Raw genomic sequence first — 19,205 nt, forward strand, 5'->3', positions numbered from 1 at the left:
CCGAAACGCCGGGAAAAGATCCTCGCCACCGGACGTCGGCGTCTAGGCCCCCACCGCCAGGCCCACCTCTGCCGCGCTTGCGCCCGCCCGGTTTCCCCGTACGAGATCCGACGCCTTCTCGCCGATCATCACGGTCGGGGCGTTGGTGTTGGACGAGACCAGACGCGGCATGATCGAGCTGTCGCAGACCCTGAGCCCCTCGATGCCGTGCACACGCAGTTCCGGATCGACGACCGCGTCCTCGCCGTGCCCCATCCGGCAGGTGCCGACCGGGTGATAGGCGGTGCGGGCGGCCTGGCGGGCGAAATCCTGATACTCGCGCAGGGTGCGCACGCCGGAGCCTGGAATATGCTCGCGCCGGATGAAACGCTTGAAAGCGCCTTGCGACATGATCTCCTGGCTGATCTTCACGCCGTCGACGGCGCGGGCGAGATCATAGGGATCGGCGAAGGCGTTGGTGTCGATCCGCGGGGCGTCGTTCGGATCGGCCGAGCGCAAGGTGACCGACCCGCGCGAACGCGGCCGAAGATGATAGGAGTTCAGCGTGCAGCCATTGCCGCCCGGCACGCTTCCGACGCCTTTCTCGACGCCGGCGCCGGGCAGGAAGTGGAACTGCAGGTCGGGCGTCTTCTCCGCCCGGTCGCCCCACCAGAACGCACCGCCCTCGACAATGTTCGAGGCGACTGGCCCCTTGCCGAAGGCGAGATATTCGAGTCCCGCCATCAGCTTCCAGTGCGGCTTCTTGTATTTGTCGAAGCTGTACGGTCCGGTCAGCTCGTAGACGACGTCGATATTGGTGTGGTCCTGCAGGTTCTGCCCGACCCCGGGCAAATCCCGGACCACCGCGATGCCGTGCTCGGCGAGATGCGCGGCCGGACCGATGCCGGAGAGCATCAAAAGCTTCGGCGAGCCGATCGCGCCGGCGCAGACGAGCACCTCGCGCTCGGCCCGCACGACCTCGCTCGCGCCATCCTCGGTCACGATCTCGACCCCGACGGCGCGGCCGTTCTCGATCACGATCCGCCGGGTCAGGACACCGGTGCGAACCGTCAGGTTGGGGCGGCCGAGCACCGGCTTCAGATAGCCGACCGCCGTGCTGCAACGCCTGCCGCCGCGCGTCGTCGTCTGGTAGTAGCCGGTGCCGGCCTGCCGGAGACCATTGAAATCGGCGGTGAACGGCAGACCCGCCTCCTGCGCCGCCTGCACGAAGACACGCGTCAGCGGATGCGGCGTGCCGCTGCTGACACCGAGCGGACCGCCATGGCCGTGATAGGGACCGGCGAAAGTGTCGTTGTCCTCGGAGCGGATGAAGAGAGGCAGGACCTCGCGAAACGACCAGCCGGAACAACCTTCCTCCTCGGCCCAGGCGTCATAATCCTCCGGGCAGCCGCGGGTAAAAACCTGGGCGTTGATCGAGCTGCCGCCGCCGAGCACCCGCCCCTGCGGATAGACGATGGTACGGCCTTCGAGCGCCTTGCCCGGCTCGGTCTCGTAGCCCCAAGAAAGCGGCCCGGCCGAGATCTTGAAGAAGCCGACCGGCATATGGATGTAGCGGTCTGTATCGCGCGGGCCGGCCTCGAGCAGCAGCACCGAAACGTCCGGGTCCTCGCTGAGCCGGGCGGCCATCACGCAGCCGGCGGATCCTCCGCCGACGATGACATAGTCAGGCATGCATCCCCTCCCTTGCGCCCGCCGGCAACGCCCGCTTCCGGTTCGGCGGGGTCGATCGCGCGGTCGCGACGTCCTCCCGAACGCGGCCGCTGTCGACGGTCTTTCGCCGATGCTAGCGCAGGAAACACCATGCCGCTCGCCTTTTGGGAGACGTCCGGATGGAAAACCGCGCGCCGCATACCCGGGCGTGATGGGACGAGCGTCAGGCCTCGCCGGGCGGCTCGTGGCCAGCCGGAACCGGCTGGACCTCCCCCGTCTTTCTGCGCGTCACCCACGACACCGCATATTCGATCACGGCGAACAGGCTCGGAATGATGAACAGGCCGATGGTCGACGCCGCCAGCATGCCGCCGACGATCGTCACGCCGACGGCCTGGCGCGCGCCGGCGCCGGCTCCCGTCGAGACGGCGAGCGGCAACACGCCGAATATGAAGGCGAGCGCCGTCATCAACACGGCGCGGAAGCGTTGCTCCGCGCCCATCCTCGCCGCTTCGGCAATGGAATGGCCGGCCTCGTACTGCTCTTTCGCGAACTCGACGATCAGGATCGCGTTTTTCGACGCGAGGCCGATCAGCAGCACGATGGCGATCTGCGCGTAGAGGCTGTTCTGCAACCCGACCAGCGTCAGCGCCGCCACCGCGCCGAAGGCGGCCGCCCCCAGCGACAGGATGATCGAGATCGGCAGGATCCAGCTTTCATACTGGGCGACCAGGAACAGGAAGGCGAACAGCAGAGCAAGGCCGATGACGATCGGCTCCTGGCCCGAACTCGTGGTCTCCTGATAGGAAAGGCCCGACCATTCGTAGGAATAGCCCGCCGGCAGCGTGTCCGCGGCGACCCGCTCGACCGCGGCGATCGCCTGGCCCGAACTGGCGCCGGGCGCCGCGACGCCGTTGATCGGTGCCGCCGGCAGCAGATTGTAGCGCGAGATGACATAGGGCCCGAGAATGGTCGTCAGCGACACGACCGTGCGCAGCGGCACCATGTCGCCGGAAGCATTGCGGACATAGATGTTGAGGACATCATCGGGCTTGGCCCGGAACGAGGCATCCGCCTGCAGATTGACCTGATAGACGCGCCCCTCATGCGTGAAGTCGTTGACGTAGAGCGGGCCGAAATTGGCGCCGAGCGTCGCATAGATGCCGTCGACGCTCAGTCCGAGCGCCTCGGCGCGCGTCCGATCGACATTGATGTAGACCTGCGGCACGTCGGGATTGAAGGTTGTCGAAAGGCCGCCAATGGCCGGCTCCTTGTTGGCGGCGCTGATCAGCGAGCGAGCCACCTGGGCGATTTCGGTCGGCGGCTGGCCGCGCAGGGCCTGCAGCCGGAGGTCGAGGCCGCCGACCGTGCCGAGGCCCGGGATAGGCGGCGGCACGAAGATCGCGACGTTGGCGCCCGGTATGGTCGAGAACCTCGCCCTGAGCTTGCTGAGCAGGGAATTGATCTGCAATGCCGGCGTGTCCCGCTTGCTCCAGGGTTCGAGCGAGGCGAGCGCGAAGCCGCCATTCGGCAATTGCGTCCCTTGCAGGATGCTGTAGCCGGCGACCGACATGACGTTGGCGACACCCTCCGTCTCCTTCAGGATTCCCTCGACCTCGGCCATGATCTCGCGGGTGCGGTTCAGCGAAGCGGCATTCGGCAATTGGAGGTCGAGGAACAGCGCGCCCTGGTCCTCGTCCGGCAGGAAGGTGGAAGGCAGCTTGACGAACAGGAACGCCGCCCCGGCGAAAAGCGCGACCAGGACGAGGATCGGAATGATCGCGTGATGGACGAAATAGCCGACCAGATGGCCATAGGCCGTGCGGGTCGCGTCGAGGAAGCGGGCGAACCAGCCGAGCGGTCCGCGCCGGTAGCCGGCATGCACCGGCTTGAGCATGACGACGCTGAGCGCCGGGCTAAGGGTCAGCGCAACGATCGCCGACACGACGAGCGACGACGATATGGTCACGGCGAACTGGCGATAGAGCTGTCCGTTGATCCCGGGCAGGAAGCCGGTCGGCGTCACCACGGCGAGCAGGACGAAGGTCGTCGCGATGATCGGCCCGGTGATCTGGCCCATCGCCATCCGGGTGGCGCCCGCCGTGTCGAGGTCCGGATGTTGCTCCATCACATGCTGGACGTTCTCGACCACCAGGATGGCATCGTCGACGACAAGCCCGATCGCCAGGATCAGCGCCAGCAAGGTGATCGTATTGGCCGAATAGCCGAGCGCATAGAGGACCGCCATCGCCCCCAGCAGCGAGACAGGAATGGCGATGGCCGAGATCACCGTCGCCCGCCAGTCCTGCAGGAAAAGGAAGGTGATCACGAGGACGATGATGAAGGCCTCGACCAGGATCTGCACGATCGAGGCGATGCTGGCGCGCACGAACTGCGTGGCATCGTAGACGATCTGGTACTCGAGTCCGGCCGGAAAGGTCGGCCGCAACCGTTCCAGTTCGGCTTCGACGGCATTGGCGGTGCTGATCGCGTTGGCGCCGGGCGCCTGCGAAATCGTCAGCATCGCCGTCGGCAGGCCGTTCAATTGGGCGTTGGTGGAGTAGCTCTGCGCGCCGAGCTCGATGCGGGCGACATCGCGCAGGCGGATGATGGCGCCGTCCGCGCCCGTCCTCAGCACGATGTTGCCGAATTCCGTCGCGGTTTCGAGGCGGCCCTGTGCCACCAGCGTGTACTCGACCTCGGTTCCCGGCGGCGCGGGCTGGCCACCCACCTGGCCGAGCGACGCCTGGATGTTCTGCGCCTTGATCGCGGCGGAGATGTCCTGCGGCGTCAGGCCGAGCGCCAGCATCTGCGTCGGATTGGTCCAGATCCGTATCGAATATTCGCTGGATCCGATGACCGAGGCTTCGCCGACGCCGGGCACCCGCACCATCGCATCGACGATCGCCGTGGTGACGAAATTGTTGATCTCGAGCGGCGCGACCTTGTTGTCGGGGGAATAGAAGCCGAGCGCGAGGACGAAATCGGGCGAGCGCGACGAGACACTGACACCCTGCGCCTGCACCTCGGCCGGCAGCTTCGAGATCGCCAGCTGGGCCCGGTTCTGGACGTTGACCTGGGCGATATCGGCGTTGGTGCCGATCTGGAACGTCACCGAAAGCGAATATTGCCCGGCATTCGAGCTGGTCGACGACATGTACATCATGTCGTCGACGCCGTTGATCGCGGTCTCCAGGGGCCCGCCGACGACATCGGCGATGACCTCGGCGCTGGCACCGGGATAGACGGCCGATACGTTGACCGTCGGCGGCGAGATTTCAGGATATTGCTGGACCGGCAGGAAATTGATCGAGATCAGGCCGGCGAGCGCGACGATGATCGAGATCACCATTGCGAAGCGGGGTCGACTGATGAACAGGCTCGAGATCATGGCATGTCACCGACCGGTGTCCCTTCCGTCGGCCGGACCTTGATCCCTTCCCGCAGCCGCTGCACGCCCTGCACGACGACCTGTTCGTCGCCGCTCAGGCCCTTGGTGACAGCCCAGCCCGTCTCGACCTGCGGGCCGAGTTCGATCCGGCGGATCGACACCACGTCATCGGCGCCGAGTACATAGACATAGGGGCCGATCTTGTCGCGCAGAACGGCGGTCTGCGGCACCACCGGCAGTCGCGGCGCGTTCTTTTCCTCCGCGATCAGGGTGACGAACTGGCCCGGAACCAGGACATGCCGGGGATTGTCGAAGATCGCCCGCACCGTCACCGTACCGGTCTGCGGGTTTACCTCGCTGTCGACATATTCGAGCTTGCCGGTGCCCTTGAAGATCGTGCCGTTGGCGAGCCGCAGCGAAAGGTCGAGCTTTGGCGGCAGTTCGCCAAGGGTCTCCTGCTGCCGGAAGGTGATCAGGGTTCCTTCGGCCAGCGAAAACGCGACGCGGAGCGGATCCAGGCTGACGATCCGCGCCAGCGGGCCGGAGCTGGCGCTGACGAGGCTGCCGACCGAGAAATTGGATTTGCTGATGACGCCGGCGATCGGGGCCTTGATGCGGGTGTAGGAAACGTTGAGATCCGCCAGGTCGACCGCCGCCTGCGCCGCGGCGACATTGGCGGCGGCGATGTCATAGTTCTCCTGCGCCGTGTCCATCGCGGCCTGCGAGATGGTCCGGGTCACGAAGAGTTCCTGGGTACGCTTCAGCGCCTGCGTCGCCGAGGTGAGCGTCGCCTGGGTGCGCTCGAGCTCCGCCTTGGCGGAGGCGAGCTGCGCCTCGAACTGGTCCGGCTCGATGTTGAACAGCGGATCGTTGACCTTGACCTGCTGACCGGGCTGGAAATCGATCGACCGGAGAAATCCCTCGACGCGGGCCCGGATATCGACCGAGTCGATGGCCTCGACGCGGGCGGTGAACTCTTCCGGCTTCTTGATGTCTTCGACCGCGATGCGCTGGACGACGACCGCCGGCGGCTCGGCGGGCTGTTGGGCGAAGGCATCCGGAGTGAAGAACAGGCAGGCGAGAGAGACAGCAACTGCCCGGAGGGGAGAGGAAAGTCCAGCCATGAAGCATTTCCCTCGGCGCCATGACGACGCGCTAGTGCTCAGTACAGCCTTCCTTGCAGGAGGCGGTCAAGCGATAAGTGCTTCGAAGCATTGATAGGCTCGGCCCACCTAATGCCCCGCGCGGTCTGGCAGTCACAGCAACGCGATGCGCCGACAACGCCGCCCAGCCTGCAGACGGGGCCCGTCTGCCGAAGCGGCATCCAAGGTCCGCTGCCAGTCTTGAGCGCGGTGCGACGCTTGGCCAGATACTCAGCCGGCTCGACGGCAGGAGCAACGCATCGCCCCTCGCTCGTTGTCCGGCGCGGATATCCCAGTCGCACTGGCAGCCGTGGCGGCGCTCGAAACCGCCCCGGAATAGCCAGCAACGAATGTTTGATGGCTGCTCGGTTCCGAGGGGCTCGGCGGTACCCTACGCCGGCGAGGCAGACTACACTGACGGCCTTGCGGATCGACAGGAAGACTTCCTGCGAAGGACTTCTCCGGAGGTTTCCCTTTGCGTCGGTCGCATCCCACGACTGGAGCAGCCCATGTTTTCGTGCACACCCGACCACGATGAACCGCTGACAGGCCATGCTGGCTGCGCCTGCCACAGGCCGGAACTACAGGCCCTCACCCGCCGGCTGAATGCGGACCTCTCGCGGCGTGGCTTCGTCGCCGGTCTCGGCGCCTCGCTCGCCATGCTCGGCCTGCCGCGGCGGGCCGCTGCCCAGCCGACGCCTCCGGCGCAGTCCACCCTGTTTCGCAATTTCCGCCTCTTCGACGGCAAGTCGGCCAACCTGCGCGACGGACTGAGCCTTCTCGTCGAGGGAAACCGCATTGCCTCTCTCACGCCGGGCAACCCGGCGCCGCCGGAACGCGCCCGGGTGATCGATTGCGGCGGACGCGTGCTGATGCCGGGCCTGATCGACGCGCACTGGCACTCGCTGTTCGCTGCGTTGCCCATATCGAGCCTGCTCAACAGCGACATCGGCTATATCCATCTGGCGGCCAGCGCCGAGTCCGAGCGCACCTTGATGCGCGGATTCACGACGGTTCGGGATCTCGGCGGCCCGGCCTTCGCCTTCAAGCAGGCCATCGACGAGGGCCTGGTGACCGGCCCGCGCATCTATCCCTCCGGTGCCATGATCACAACCTCGGGCGGCCATGGCGACCTGCGGCCGCTGACCGACGTGCCGCGCAGCCCCGGCGGAGAGGCGAGCCTGGCGGAGCAAACCGGCGGCGTGGCGATCGCCGACGGCGCCGACGAGGTTCGCCTGCGCTCGCGCGAGCAGCTTCTGCAGGGCGCTTCGCAGGTCAAGCTGGTCGGCGGCGGCGGCGTGTCATCGCCGCGCAGTCCCGTCGATGTGACGACCTTCAGCATCGAGGAACTGCGCGCCGGCATCGAGACGGCTGCCGGCTGGGGCGCCTATGCAACCGTGCACGCCTATGCTCCGACGACCATCCAGCGCGCCATCCAGGCCGGTGCCCGCTGCATCGAGCACGGCCACCTGATGGACGAGGCCACCGCGGCGATGTTGGCCGAGAAGGACGTGTGGCTCAGCCTGCAGCCCTTCCTGACCGACGACGACTCGGTGCCGCTCACCGGCCCGAGCCGGGTGGCGCAGCTCAAGGTGTTCGGCGGTACCGACACGGCCTACAAGCTGGCCATCAAGCACGGTATCAAGACCGCCTTCGGATCCGACATGCTGTTCTCGGCGGCGCTGGCGGCGCGCCAGGGCATCATGCTGACGCATCTGACGCGCTGGTATTCGAACGCCCAGATCCTGACGATGGCGACGAGCACGAATGCCGAGCTTCTGGGCCTATCGGGGCCGCGCAATCCCTATCCTGGCAAGCTCGGGGTGATCGAGGACGAAGCGTTCGCCGATCTGCTGCTCGTCGACGGCAACCCGCTTGAGGACATCCATCTCCTCGCCCGGCCCGAGTCGAGCCTGGTTGTCATCATGAAGGACGGCCGAATCCACAAGGATACGCTGGCCGCGTGAGGTCCCGACCGATCGGGACGGAGAGCCTCAACATCCTCTCCGCCCGCCCTCCCGTTGGCGGCTAGTACGCCGTCCAGCCGCCAATGGCGGCATAGCGCGCGGCGGCGCCAATGTCGGGGCAGCCGGGCTCGGCCGGAGGCCAGGGCAATGAGGGCCGGACAAGCGATCCGGCACCAACCAGGGTCTGGCGCGACGGCAGCAAGCCAACGTGCCGCCGCCAGGCCGCCCCGGACGTCTGCGCTACAGCACGCGCGAGAGAAATTCGCGGGTGCGGGCGGATTTCGGGTTGGCAATCACCTCGCGCGGTGCGCCTCGCTCGATGATGACGCCCTCGTCCATGAAGATCAGGTCGTCGCCGACTTCGCGGGCGAAGCCGATCTCATGCGTCACCACCACCATGGTCATGCCGCTCTCGGCCAGGTCGCGCATCACCTGCAGCACCTCGCCGACCAGCTCCGGGTCGAGGGCCGAGGTCGGCTCGTCGAACAGCAGCACCTTGGGGTTCATGGCGAGCGCGCGGGCAATGGCAACGCGCTGCTGCTGGCCGCCGGAGAGTTCCCGCGGATACCGGCTGGCCTTGTCGGAAAGGCCGACGCGCGCCAACAGGACCTCGGCGCTGGCCTTGGCCTCGGCGACGGGAACGCCGCGCACGCGGGTCGGCGCCTCGATCAGGTTCTCCATGACGGTCATGTGCGAGAACAGGTTGAACGACTGGAACACCATGCCGATATCGGCGCGGCGCTTGCACAGCAGGCTGTCCTTCACCTCATACAGCTTGCCGTCGCGCAGATCGTAGCCGACGAACTCGCCGTCAACGAGCAGCACGCCCCCGGTCAATTGCTCGAGGTGGTTGATGCAGCGCAGGAAGGTGCTCTTGCCCGAGCCGGACGGCCCGATGATACAGGCGACCGAGCCCTTCGGCACCGTCAGATCGATGCCCTTCAGGACTTCGACCGAGCCGTAGGACTTGCGGACCGAGCGCGCGAAGACCATCGCATCCGGGGGCACGCCAAAGCGTGCGCGGGTTTCCGCCTGGGATGTCATGGCTGCGCCCTCCCCTTGCGAGATCCAAGCAGCGACTGGAGCAGCCGGATCACCGGATTCTCCTGGCGGCGGTCGCTGCGGCCGTAATAACGTTCGAGGAAGTGCTGCCCGATCGACATCACCGTGACCACGAACAGGTACCAGAACGCCACGACGATCAGCAGCGGGATGGTCTCAAACGTGCGGGCATAGATGCTCTGGGCGGTATAGAACAGGTCGTCGACCGCGATGAAGGTGACGAGTGACGTCATCTTCAGCAGGCTGATCGCCTCGTTGCCGGTCGGCGGCACGATGAAGCGCATCGCCTGCGGCAGGATGATCCGGCGCAGGATCTGCCGGTAGGACATGCCGAGGCCGCTCGCCGCCTCGAACTGGCCGTGCGGCACCGACTTGATGCCGGCCCGGATGATCTCGGCCAGATAGCCCGCCTCGCAGAGCGACAGGGCGACGACGGCCGAGACGAAGGGCGTCATGAAATCGTTGGTGTTGACCGAGAAGACCGTGCCGAAACCGGGGATGGACAGCGTGGCGGTCCGGAACAGCAGCGACAGATTGAACCAGAAGATCAGCTGGATCAGCGCCGGGACACCGCGGAAGAACCAGACATAGGCGCTGGCGAAAGTCTGCAGCACCGCGCTTGGCGAGACGCGCATGATGGCGATGATCGTGCCGATGACGATGGCCGCCGCCATGATGACGACCGTCAGCAGCAGGGTCTTGCCGAGGCCGCGCATGATCGAGGGGTGGAACAGATAGTTGGCAGCCGTCCCCCAGTCGAAGGCCGGATTGGTCGCGAACGCCCTGCCGATGAAAAAGGCGAACAGCATCGCGACGGCGATGCCGATCCAAATGCCGTAGCGCCGACGCGGCACGACGATCAGTTCTTCAACCGGCAGATCTAACGGAAGCCCGGTAGTCTTGTTCGGCTCAACCAGGCTCATCCGCACGGTTCCTCGAAGGTTGGGGGCGTCGATGGGAGCGGGACCGGACGCCGTGACGTCCGGTGCCGACCAACTCAGTCCTTGCGGACCTTGTCCATGCTATCGACCAGATAGGGTTCCTGGATGGCGTATTTGCCCATGCCGTATTTGTCGAGGACCTTCTGATAGGTGCCGTTCTTGAACAGCTCCGACAGGGCCGCGATCATCATCGCCTGCGTGGCGGCATCGCCCTTGGCGACTGCCATGCCGAGCGGCGCGACCTCATAGAGCTCCGGCAGCACGACCAGCTTGCCGTTGCTCGTCACCTCAAAATAGCTCGACGCGGTGGCATCGTCGAGGCGCGCGTCGATGCGGCCGGACAGAACGGCCTGGATCGTGTCGGTCGAGGCGTTGAACACCGACTTTTGGATCGGCCCCAGATTGGCGGCCTTGCATTCGGCATCCAGTTTGTCGACGAGGAAATCGGACACGGTGCCGGCCGAGACGCCAACGCGCTTGCCGCACAGCGGATGGTCGCCGGAGAAGGCGGCAACCTGGTCCGGCGACGTCGAGGCGGCGACGCCTGCCTTCAGAAACATGACGAAGTCAACCTGCTTCAGGCGATCGTCATTGGCCGAGAAGGTCTCCCAGGCGATCTTGAAGCGCCCGGCCGACAGACCGGGGATCATCGAGGGAAACGGCGTCCGCTGGATGTCGAGCTTGGCGTCGAGCAACTTGGCGACCTCGCCGGCCAGCTCGATGATGATGCCGGTCTGCTGACCGTCGGCATCGAGATACTCGAACGGCGCGAAGTCGAGCGTATTGGCAATCGACAGCGTGCCGGTCTGGGCCACCTCGGGCGACTTGACGATTTCGGCCGAGGCCGGTCCGACCGACCACGCCGTCAGCCCGAGCGCAATTCCCAGCCCTGCCATCGGCTTCAGATATCGATTCATTGTCATCTCCTCTCGATCTGTTCCTGGAAGTCCGTCATTCGGTCCGCCGAAGCAAGGCTCCGGCGGAGTTCCCCATTGGTCCAGCCCTCCCTCTTCGGGGCGGGTTTGGATTTCGAAAACACGTCAATCGGCATGCCGATGCGCGGTTCAAAGCGTCGCCGCGCTTCAGACCCCCGTCGTCGGTAGCGGCTTGGTGCCGTCGATGAAACGCTCGTAGCGGAAGGCCCTCGGGTCGACAATCGGCATCGCTCCCGTGACCAGATCCGCCGCGAGCCGTCCCGCCGCCGGGCCGATGCCGAAGCCGTGGCCCGAGAAGCCCGTGGCGATCACCAGGCCCGGATGAGACTGGACGGTTGAGATCACCGGTATCACATCCGGCGTGGCGTCGATCATGCCGGCCCATTGCTGGACCACCGGCACATTCCGGAAAATCGGAAATGCTTCCTGCAGGGCGGCATAGGCGGCGGCGAGCTGGCGCTGGCGCGGTTGCGGATCGAGGATGCGTGTCGCCTCGAATGCCATCGCCGCGCCATCGGCGCCGCGCAGGCTGTCGCGCAGGCCGGCAACCAGGGGCGCGCCGAAGCCGAGGCGCATGTGCCGCCATTCGCGCTTCAAAATGGGCAGGAAATCGCCGAGAAAGCGAAAGCTGTCCGGCACGACGTCGTGCAGGCTGCGGCTGCCATCGGCGATCGTGTAACCACCATCAAGGCGCTTGCGATAGGCAAAGCGCGGCCCCCAGGCAGCCCCGTCCGGCCCCCCCTCGACCGGAGCCGTCCGCAGCACCGAGGACCGTATCCCCAATTGCGGCAGGCGCAGTCCCAGCGTCCGGCAAAGCTGGCTGGACCAGATGCCGCCGGCGATGACGACACGTTTGGTCGCGATCCGTCCGCGTTCGGTGACGACGGCGGACAGGGCGCCGCCGCTGGACTCGAGGCTGCGCACGGAGCAATTTCCCAGCAACACGGCGCCGCTGCGGGCGGCGGCGAGGGCGATCGCCGGTGCGGCCTTCTGCGGTTCGGCGCGGCCGTCGCTGGGCGTATGGAGCGCGGCATGAAAGGTCCGGGCCGCGCCGGGCAGCCGTCGCGCCAGTTCCGGGCCGGAGATGATCCGGGTGTCGAGCGCATACGCTCCGGCGCGGGCGATCCAGTCCTGATGATGCGCCACGTCGGCATCGTTTTCACAGAGATAGAGGATGCCGGTGCGCCGAAAGCCGACATCGCAGCCGACGAGGGCTTCCATCTCGTCCCAGAGGCGCATCGCTTCGACGACCAGCGGCAATTCACGCGGGTCGCGGCCCATGCGGCGAACCCAGCCCCAGTTGCGGCTCGACTGCTCGCCAGCGAACTGACCTTTTTCACAGACGACGACAGACAGCCCTTCCCGCGCAAGGAACAGGGCCGTGCTCAAACCAATGATGCCGCCGCCAATGACGACGACATCGGACGATGTTGGCTGGACGTCGGCGGATCCGACGGGATCAGTGGGTGGCCCCAAACTTGGTCCTCTCGCAGCAAGTGCGTTTTCAGGCGAAGTGGGCACCGGTTCGCGTGAAAAAAACGCTACCAGACAGAGAGACGGAGCCTTTCGCCGCTTCGACGAAACCGTGAAAGGCTCCGGGTGCCGATGGGTCGGGCGTCTTCCGTCCGGCCCATCGGGTCGAGTCGCAGCGTGGCGCGCTAGGTCGCCTGGGAGGAAGCCGCTGCGCCCTTGCGATAGTGATAGTTCTTGTCGATACGCTCCATCAGGTAGTCGCGATAGAGCACCGGCTCGTACTTGGGTTCCGTGCCAGCCGGAAGACAGGGCGGCAGCACCTCGATCATCTCATCCATCGAGGGATCGAAGAAGAAGGGCTGCGAATAGCGCTCACGACCCGAGCGGTTGATGACGCGATGCGGCGTCGACACGAACTGGTCGTTCGACCAGCGCGCGAGGATGTCGCCGACATTCATCACGAAGGTATCGGGGATCGGCGGCGCAGGGATCCATTCGCCGGCCTTGTTCTTGACCTCGAGCCCGCCGACATCGTCCTGCGCGAGCAGGGTGATGTAGCCGTAGTCGGTATGCGGCGCGGAACCGAACAGGCCGGCTTCCTCCGGCTGCGTCGGATAATGCAGCAGGCGCAGGAAAGTCGTCGGCTTCTCGAAATAGCGATTCATGCTCTCGGGCGGCAGACCGAGCGAGATCGAGATGGCACCGACGAGTTCGCGCGCCAGCGCGCTCATCTCGGCGACGTAGCGCTCGATGGTGGCGTGGAAGCCAGGCAGCTCGGCTTCGGAAGGCCACTGGTTGGGGCCCTGCAGCGGCTTGCCGGCCAGCGCGTCCGGGTCGTCGGCGGCGACCTCGTGCATGAAGAAGATGGATTCGCTCTGGTTCGGCTTGCTGACCTTGGCGACCGAAGAGGTGACGATGGTCGAGCCATTGAAGGGCAGATAGCCACGGAAGTTCTTGTCGATCTTCAGCGCCAGCTTCTGCTCGTCCGGCAGGGCGAAGAAGGCGCGGCTCATGCTGCGCACGGCCTCGACATCGGCGCTGGGGACACGGTGGCCCGAAACATACAGGAAACCGACCGTCTCGAGATAGCCGCGCAGCGTCTCCGCCACAGCGCGGGCATCAGCGGGATCGCCGGTGTACAACCCCGAAACGTCGAGGATCGGAATCTGCGAAAAATCGCCGCGTGCCTCAGCCACCATGCAGGCCTCCCATCTTGAACATAAGATACAGTACTGTATTCTCGGAGCGCGTCGCTTGGCAATAGCCGGGCCCCACCTCCCACAGCATCGACAAGGAAACGCCGTGGCTCCGCGCAAGATCATCATCGATACAGACCCGGGGCAGGACGACGCGTTCGCCATCCTGTTCGCCCTCGGCTCCCCCGCGGAACTCGATGTGCTGGGCATCACGACGGTCGGCGGCAACGTCCCGCTCAGGCTGACGACGGAGAATGCGCTCAAGGTCGTCGAGCTGGCCGGACGCGCCGATGTGCCGGTCTATGCCGGCTGTCCCGGCCCCATGGTCAAGAAGCTGATGACGGCCGAATATGTGCACGGTCCGACCGGTATGGACGGCGCCGACCTCCCTGCCCCGTCGATCGCTGCCCAGGATGAACACGCGGTCAACTATCTGGTCCGTACCATCATGGCGGCGCCCGAGGGCGAACTGACCGTCTGTACGCTCGGCCCGATGACCAACCTCGCCATGGCGATGGTGATGGAGCCGCGGATCATCCCCCGGCTGCGCGAAGTCGTTCTGATGGGCGGCGGCTTCTTCCAGGGCGGCAACGCGACCCCGGCAGCCGAATTCAACATCTTCGTCGATCCGCACGCGGCCCATGTCGTGTTTGAATCGGGCGTGCCGGTGACCATGTGCCCGATCGACTGCACCTATACCGCCGAGATGACGGTGGAATGGCTCGACCGGCTGCGGGCGACCGGCAAGCGGGCCGCGATCGAGGCGGCGAACATGGCCGACTTCTATCGCCAGTATGGCAGCCACAAGTTCCAGACGACGGCGCGGCCGATCCATGACGCCTGCGTCACCGGCTATCTTCTGGCGCCGGAGATCTACCAGCAGCGCCAGTGCAGCGTCACCATCGACATCGTCTCGCCGGAGACGATCGGCATGACGGTGGTCGACTGGTGGCATGTCACCGGCCGTCGCCGGAACTGCAACGTTCTGCGCGCCATCGATCCCGCTCCGTTCTTCGAGCTGATGCTGGAGCGCATCGGCGCTCTCGACTGACGTCCACCTCGCGACGGCTCGCTGTCGCGAGGTCGCATCTCCCTACCGCGGTCGCGACGAGGCCGGACTGGCGCGTTTTCGAGCGAAGGAACCGGTTCGCGCGAAGAAAACGCGCTCCAGCAAAGAGTTAGAGCAGTTCGCCGTTTCGATGGAACGACGAATTGCTCTATGGTCGTCGTCGTACGTCACCGGATTGCAGGAGCTCGTTTTGCCGAAGACTGCCAGGCCGACTTCCGAAACGGCGCCTGCCCATCGACGCAAGACGCTGACGCGCGAAGCCTGGATTGCCGCGGCGCTCAAGGTGCTCGAAAAGCGCGGCATCGCCGATGTGAAGATCGACGTGCTGGCCAAGCAGTTCAAGGTCACGCGCGGCAGCTTCTATTTCCACTTCTCCAGCATCAAGGATCTGCGCGAAGCCCTGCTGGAAGAATGGCGCGCGCGCAACTGCCGCCCCTTCGAGGCGCTGGCGAAGGATCCGCACCCGGACGGGCTGGTATTCTTCGAAATCATCGTGAAGACATGGGTAAACGAGGACCCGTTCAGCCCGCTGCTCGATCTGGCGGTACGCGATTGGTCCCGCGGATCGCGCAAACTCGCCGACGAGATGGCAGCGGCGGACGGCCTGCGGATCTCGCTGCTGGAAAGGTCATTCCTGGCGCTCGGCTACCCGGACGACGAAGCGCTCGTCCGGGCCCGCATCACCTATTTCCACCAGATCGGCCACTACACGCTGTATTTCCGCGAGTCGGCCGCCGACCGGAAGCGCTATCAGCCGATCTACGGCAAGGTCCTGCTCGGTCCGAGGGCCGAGGCGGCAGAAGCGCGGCCAGTGGTCGACGAGGTCCAGGACGGCTGAACGCCACCCGTCCCGACGCCTTCGACAACCTGAAACACATCCGCGGATGCGCCCCCGCCTTGTTCGTTCAGCAATGCCGGAAGATCTGCTGCGGGGCGCAATCGTGCCGTCCCGACGTCCGTTTTCGACCTAGGCGGTCCATGCGCCGGCGAGTTCAAACGGCGTCGGGCCGAGGGCAGCGAGTTCGGGCTCGCTCCATCCCTGCAGCCCGGCTGGCGGTTACTTATGCAGGCCGCCGACGAAGAGATACTTCTTCTCGACGAATTCCTCGATGCCGTGGTGCGAGCCCTCACGGGAATTGCCGGATTCCTTGACACCGCCGAACGGCGCCAGCTCGGTCGAGATCAGGCCGGAATTGATGCCGACCATGCCGTATTCCAGCGCCTCGCCCACCCGGAAAATCCGGCCGATATCGCGGGTATAGAGATAGGCGGCGAGCCCGAACTCGGTGTCGTTCGCCCTGGCGATGACTTCGGCCTCGTCGTCGAAGACGAAGACCGGCGCGAGAGGGCCGAAGGTCTCCTCACCCGCGACCTGCATGGTCTCGTCGACGCCGGCGATCAGGGTCGGCTCGAAGAAGGTGCCGCCGAGCGCATGCCGCTTGCCGCCGACCAGCGCCCGCGCGCCCTTCGAGACCGCATCAGCGATGTGCTCCTCGATCTTCTGAACCGCCTTCTCGTTGATCAGCGGACCAAGCTGGACGTTTCCGGTCGCGCCATTGCCGACCTGGAGAGCGGCGACCGCGACGGCCAGCTTCTCGGTGAACGCCGCCTCGACGCCCCGCTGGACATAGATGCGGTTGGTGCAGACGCAGGTCTGGCCGGCATTGCGGAACTTCGAGAGCATCGCGCCCTCGACGGCGGCGTCGAGATCGGCGTCGTCGAAGACGATGAACGGCGCGTTGCCGCCGAGCTCCAGCGCCACCTTCTTCACGGTACCGGCCGACTGCCGCATCAGTTGCTTGCCGACTTCGGTCGAGCCCGTGAAGCCGACGATGCGGATGGCGGGATGCGAGGTCAGCACCTCGCCGATCGGACGAGCCGGTCCCGTGACGACGTTGAGCACGCCGGCGGGCACGCCGGCGCGATGGGCCAGTTCCGCCAGCGCCAGCGCCGTCAGCGGCGTCTCGCCGGCCGGCTTCAGCACGACCGTGCAGCCGGCGGCGATCGCCGGGCCGACCTTGCGGGTGATCATCGCGGCCGGGAAGTTCCAGGGCGTGATCGCCGCGACGACGCCGGTCGGCTGGCGCAGCACCAGGATGCGGCCATCGGCGCGGTGGCTCGGCAGCGTCTCGCCGGCGATCCGCTTCGCCTCTTCGGCATAGAATTCGACATAGGCCGCGGCGTAGTCGATCTCGCCCGTGGCCTCGGCGAGCGGCTTGCCCTGCTCCGAAGTCAGGATCAACGCCAGGTCGTCGCGGTTTTCGACGATCAGGTCGAACCAGCGGCGCAGGATGTTGGCACGATCCTTGGCGACACGCGCCGCCCACGGCCCGAAGGCGCGGCTCGCCGCCTCGACCGCCTCGGTCGCCTCCGGGGCGCCGAAGGCCGGCACCCGCGCCAGCTCGGCGCCCGTCGCCGGGTTGGTGACGGGCGTCTCGCCCTCGCCGACGAAGGCGCCATCGACGTAGCACTGGGTCCGCAGGAGCGAGGGATCGTTCAGGGGCAGACTCATCGGGCGTCCTCGTGGCAGGAAAGAGATCGGCGTGGGGAGGCTGGAACTACGCGGGCGCGTGGTTCTTCTTGTAGTCGGCCATCAGCGACAGGAGCTCGAACATCACCACCATCGCGTTCATGGCGGTGATGTTGTTCGGGTTGTCCTTGGTCGGCATGATGCAGACGACGTCGGCGCCGACGACGTTCAGCCCGCGCAGGCCCTGCAGCATGCGCATGGCGTCGCCGATGCGGATGCCGGGATAGCCCGGCTCGAGGTTGGAGACGCCGGGGGCGTCGGCCGGATCGAGCGAATCGAGGTCAAAGGTGACGTAGACCGGCAGGTCGCCGATGCGCTCGCGCGTGGTCTTCACCACGCCCTGGACGCCGATCTCCTCGATCTCGTCCATGCCGATGATGCGGTAGCCGAGCTCTTCGCTGGTGTTCTTCGAGCCGGGCGTGCCGACATTCGGACGAATGCCGATCTGGGTGGAGGCGTGGGCGTCGACATGGCCTTCCTCGACCGTGTAGCTCGCCCAATGCGCCGAGGAGCGGCGGCTGCCAAGCCAATGCGGCATGTGGCGGTAGCTGTCGGTATGGGCGTCGAAATGCACCAGGGCCACCTTCTGGCCGTTGGTCAGCTTCGAATGCGGGCCGGCGACCGACTTCAGGAGCGGGCCGGTGATGCCATGGTCGCCGCCCATCGAGACGAGGCGCGTGCCGACATCGTTGAAGCGGCGGGCATAGGCTTCGATATGCTGGACGCAGACGTCGTTGACCATCGCCTCGGGCAGCGGCACGTCGCCGGCGTCGTTGATGCGGGCGAGATCCCAGGGCGTGATGCCGAAGCGGCCATGGCTGCGGCGGTACTGGGCCGAGACATTGCGGACGGCGCGCGGGCCGAGATGCTGGTCACGCTCGGTCGAGCCATTGCCGGAGCTGTGCGGAACGCCGAGCAGCGCGATGTCGCTGGCGGCCGGATCCTCGTTCCACTCGCAGCGGAAGAAGGTCGGGATGCCCCACCAGTACCAGCGGCCCATGTCCTTGCGCGCGGCGTCGAAGTCGAATTCGGTCATAGCGGTTTCCATTTGCTCGGGGCGAGCGAAGCCGTGGCGCGAGCAGGCGCCGGGCGGCCCGGTCCCAAATTCAGGGGCGGTTAGTGCTGGAGTTGCGACAGGAAGGTCTTGGCCCGGGGCGACGTTGCCGCGGTGAAGAACTGCTCGGGCGGCGCGACCTCGACGATCTGGCCCTTGTCCATGAAGACGATCTGGTCGGCGACCTTGCGGGCGAAAGCCATTTCGTGCGTCACGCAGACCATGGTCATGCCGTCGCCGGCGAGCTCCACCATCACGTCGAGCACTTCGCCGACCATTTCCGGATCGAGAGCCGAGGTTGGTTCGTCGAACAGCATGACCTTGGGCTCCATGCAGAGCGCGCGAGCAATGGCGACGCGCTGCTGCTGGCCACCCGAGAGCTGGGTCGGATATTTGTCCGCCTGCTCGCTGATGTGGACGCGCTTCAGATACTGGTACGCCCGCTCGGTCGCCTGGGCGCGGGTGAGCTTGCGCGCCATCATCGGCGCGAGGATGCAGTTCTCGAGGATGGTCAGGTGCGGGAACAGGTTGAAGTTCTGGAACACCATGCCGACCTCGCGCCGCACCGCCTCGCAGCTGCGGCGGTTCTTCGGCTCGACGCCGTCGATTGAAACGACGCCGGTGTCATGCGGAGCGAGGTAGTTCATGCAGCGGATCAGGGTCGACTTGCCGGAGCCAGACGGCCCGCAGATGACGACCTTGGCACCCTTGGCGATGGACAGGCTGACCTTGTCCAGCACGAGAAAGTCGCCGTAGCGCTTGGAGATATTGTCGACGCGGATCATTTCGGACACG

14 protein-coding genes are annotated in these 19,205 nt (G+C 66.1%); 3 read left to right on the top strand and 11 right to left on the bottom strand.

Annotated features, from left to right (window positions below; all coding sequences use genetic code 11):
• Positions 1 to 42: 42 nt before the first annotated feature.
• The 3 genes from G342_RS0114735 to G342_RS0114745 form a co-directional block, all read right to left on the bottom strand.
• Positions 43 to 1,671 carry a GMC family oxidoreductase gene (locus G342_RS0114735; RefSeq protein WP_018183931.1) on the bottom strand — a complete coding sequence of 543 codons (1,629 nt, stop codon included), beginning with the start codon at positions 1,669 to 1,671 and terminating at the stop codon, positions 43 to 45.
• Positions 1,672 to 1,873: 202 nt separating this feature from the next.
• On the bottom strand, positions 1,874 to 5,041 hold the full coding sequence (locus G342_RS0114740) for an efflux RND transporter permease subunit (RefSeq protein ID WP_018183932.1): 3,168 nt from the start codon (positions 5,039 to 5,041) through the stop codon (positions 1,874 to 1,876).
• A complete protein-coding gene (locus tag G342_RS0114745; protein WP_018183933.1) occupies positions 5,038 to 6,165 on the bottom strand; it encodes an efflux RND transporter periplasmic adaptor subunit in 1,128 nt (375 codons plus the stop codon). Before G342_RS0114745 ends, G342_RS0114740 begins: the two co-directional genes overlap by 4 nt.
• Positions 6,166 to 6,692: 527 nt before the next feature.
• Here G342_RS0114745 and G342_RS0114750 point away from each other — a divergent pair.
• On the top strand, positions 6,693 to 8,150 hold the full coding sequence (locus tag G342_RS0114750) for a metal-dependent hydrolase family protein (protein ID WP_018183934.1): 1,458 nt from the start codon (positions 6,693 to 6,695) through the stop codon (positions 8,148 to 8,150).
• A 240-nt stretch (positions 8,151 to 8,390) separates the two neighbouring features.
• On the opposite strand, the gene G342_RS0114755 is transcribed toward G342_RS0114750, so the two are convergent.
• The 5 genes from G342_RS0114755 to G342_RS0114775 form a co-directional block, all read right to left on the bottom strand.
• A complete protein-coding gene (locus G342_RS0114755) occupies positions 8,391 to 9,194 on the bottom strand; it encodes an amino acid ABC transporter ATP-binding protein (RefSeq protein WP_026304460.1) in 804 nt (267 codons plus the stop codon).
• Positions 9,191 to 10,135, bottom strand: coding sequence for an amino acid ABC transporter permease (locus G342_RS0114760; RefSeq protein ID WP_018183936.1), 945 nt, complete (start codon positions 10,133 to 10,135; stop codon positions 9,191 to 9,193). The genes G342_RS0114755 and G342_RS0114760 overlap by 4 nt, the downstream gene beginning before the upstream one ends.
• A gap of 74 nt (positions 10,136 to 10,209) precedes the next feature.
• Entirely contained in the window at positions 10,210 to 11,070 is an 861-nt protein-coding gene (locus G342_RS0114765) for an ABC transporter substrate-binding protein (protein ID WP_018183937.1), read from the bottom strand.
• A 165-nt stretch (positions 11,071 to 11,235) separates the two neighbouring features.
• On the bottom strand, positions 11,236 to 12,564 hold the full coding sequence (locus G342_RS0114770) for an NAD(P)/FAD-dependent oxidoreductase (RefSeq protein ID WP_026304461.1): 1,329 nt from the start codon (positions 12,562 to 12,564) through the stop codon (positions 11,236 to 11,238).
• 182 nt (positions 12,565 to 12,746) lie between these two features.
• Positions 12,747 to 13,760: an isopenicillin N synthase family dioxygenase gene (locus G342_RS0114775; RefSeq protein WP_018183939.1), complete on the bottom strand. Its 1,014-nt coding sequence runs from the start codon at positions 13,758 to 13,760 to the stop codon at positions 12,747 to 12,749.
• A 103-nt stretch (positions 13,761 to 13,863) separates the two neighbouring features.
• On the opposite strand from G342_RS0114775, the gene G342_RS0114780 reads away from it, so the two are divergent.
• Together G342_RS0114780 and G342_RS24230 are read left to right on the top strand one after the other, a co-directional pair.
• Positions 13,864 to 14,808 carry a nucleoside hydrolase gene (locus G342_RS0114780; RefSeq protein ID WP_018183940.1) on the top strand — a complete coding sequence of 315 codons (945 nt, stop codon included), beginning with the start codon at positions 13,864 to 13,866 and terminating at the stop codon, positions 14,806 to 14,808.
• A gap of 208 nt (positions 14,809 to 15,016) precedes the next feature.
• A complete protein-coding gene (locus G342_RS24230; RefSeq protein WP_018183941.1) occupies positions 15,017 to 15,664 on the top strand; it encodes a TetR/AcrR family transcriptional regulator in 648 nt (215 codons plus the stop codon).
• A gap of 219 nt (positions 15,665 to 15,883) precedes the next feature.
• On the opposite strand, the gene G342_RS0114790 is transcribed toward G342_RS24230, so the two are convergent.
• The 3 genes from G342_RS0114790 to G342_RS0114800 all read right to left on the bottom strand — a co-directional run bounded on the left by G342_RS0114790 (position 15,884) and on the right by G342_RS0114800 (position 19,195).
• Positions 15,884 to 17,338, bottom strand: coding sequence for an NAD-dependent succinate-semialdehyde dehydrogenase (locus G342_RS0114790; RefSeq protein ID WP_018183942.1), 1,455 nt, complete (start codon positions 17,336 to 17,338; stop codon positions 15,884 to 15,886).
• A gap of 46 nt (positions 17,339 to 17,384) precedes the next feature.
• The gene (locus G342_RS0114795) at positions 17,385 to 18,392 is read right to left on the bottom strand and encodes an arginase family protein (protein ID WP_018183943.1); all 1,008 of its coding nucleotides are present in this window, start codon (positions 18,390 to 18,392) and stop codon (positions 17,385 to 17,387) included.
• Between the two features lie 80 nt (positions 18,393 to 18,472).
• The gene (locus G342_RS0114800; RefSeq protein WP_040879007.1) at positions 18,473 to 19,195 is read right to left on the bottom strand and encodes an amino acid ABC transporter ATP-binding protein; all 723 of its coding nucleotides are present in this window, start codon (positions 19,193 to 19,195) and stop codon (positions 18,473 to 18,475) included.
• Between the last annotated feature and the right edge of the window lie 10 nt (positions 19,196 to 19,205).

Source organism: Kaistia granuli DSM 23481 (assembly GCF_000380505.1).
GTDB classification, from domain to species: Bacteria; Pseudomonadota; Alphaproteobacteria; order Rhizobiales; family Kaistiaceae; genus Kaistia; species Kaistia granuli.

What these genes read in the sequence shown, in the direction of transcription:
- G342_RS0114735 (WP_018183931.1), bottom strand. Translation starts at nt 1,671, where the DNA reads ATGCCTGACTATGTCATCGTCGGCGGAGGATCCGCCGGCTGCGTGATG.
- G342_RS0114740 (WP_018183932.1), bottom strand. Translation starts at nt 5,041, where the DNA reads ATGATCTCGAGCCTGTTCATCAGTCGACCCCGCTTCGCAATGGTGATC.
- G342_RS0114745 (WP_018183933.1), bottom strand. Translation starts at nt 6,165, where the DNA reads ATGGCTGGACTTTCCTCTCCCCTCCGGGCAGTTGCTGTCTCTCTCGCC.
- G342_RS0114750 (WP_018183934.1), top strand. Translation starts at nt 6,693, where the DNA reads ATGTTTTCGTGCACACCCGACCACGATGAACCGCTGACAGGCCATGCT.
- G342_RS0114755 (WP_026304460.1), bottom strand. Translation starts at nt 9,194, where the DNA reads ATGACATCCCAGGCGGAAACCCGCGCACGCTTTGGCGTGCCCCCGGAT.
- G342_RS0114760 (WP_018183936.1), bottom strand. Translation starts at nt 10,135, where the DNA reads ATGAGCCTGGTTGAGCCGAACAAGACTACCGGGCTTCCGTTAGATCTG.
- G342_RS0114765 (WP_018183937.1), bottom strand. Translation starts at nt 11,070, where the DNA reads ATGAATCGATATCTGAAGCCGATGGCAGGGCTGGGAATTGCGCTCGGG.
- G342_RS0114775 (WP_018183939.1), bottom strand. Translation starts at nt 13,760, where the DNA reads ATGGTGGCTGAGGCACGCGGCGATTTTTCGCAGATTCCGATCCTCGAC.
- G342_RS0114790 (WP_018183942.1), bottom strand. Translation starts at nt 17,338, where the DNA reads ATGAGTCTGCCCCTGAACGATCCCTCGCTCCTGCGGACCCAGTGCTAC.
- G342_RS0114795 (WP_018183943.1), bottom strand. Translation starts at nt 18,392, where the DNA reads ATGACCGAATTCGACTTCGACGCCGCGCGCAAGGACATGGGCCGCTGG.
- G342_RS0114800 (WP_040879007.1), bottom strand. Translation starts at nt 19,195, where the DNA reads ATGATCCGCGTCGACAATATCTCCAAGCGCTACGGCGACTTTCTCGTG.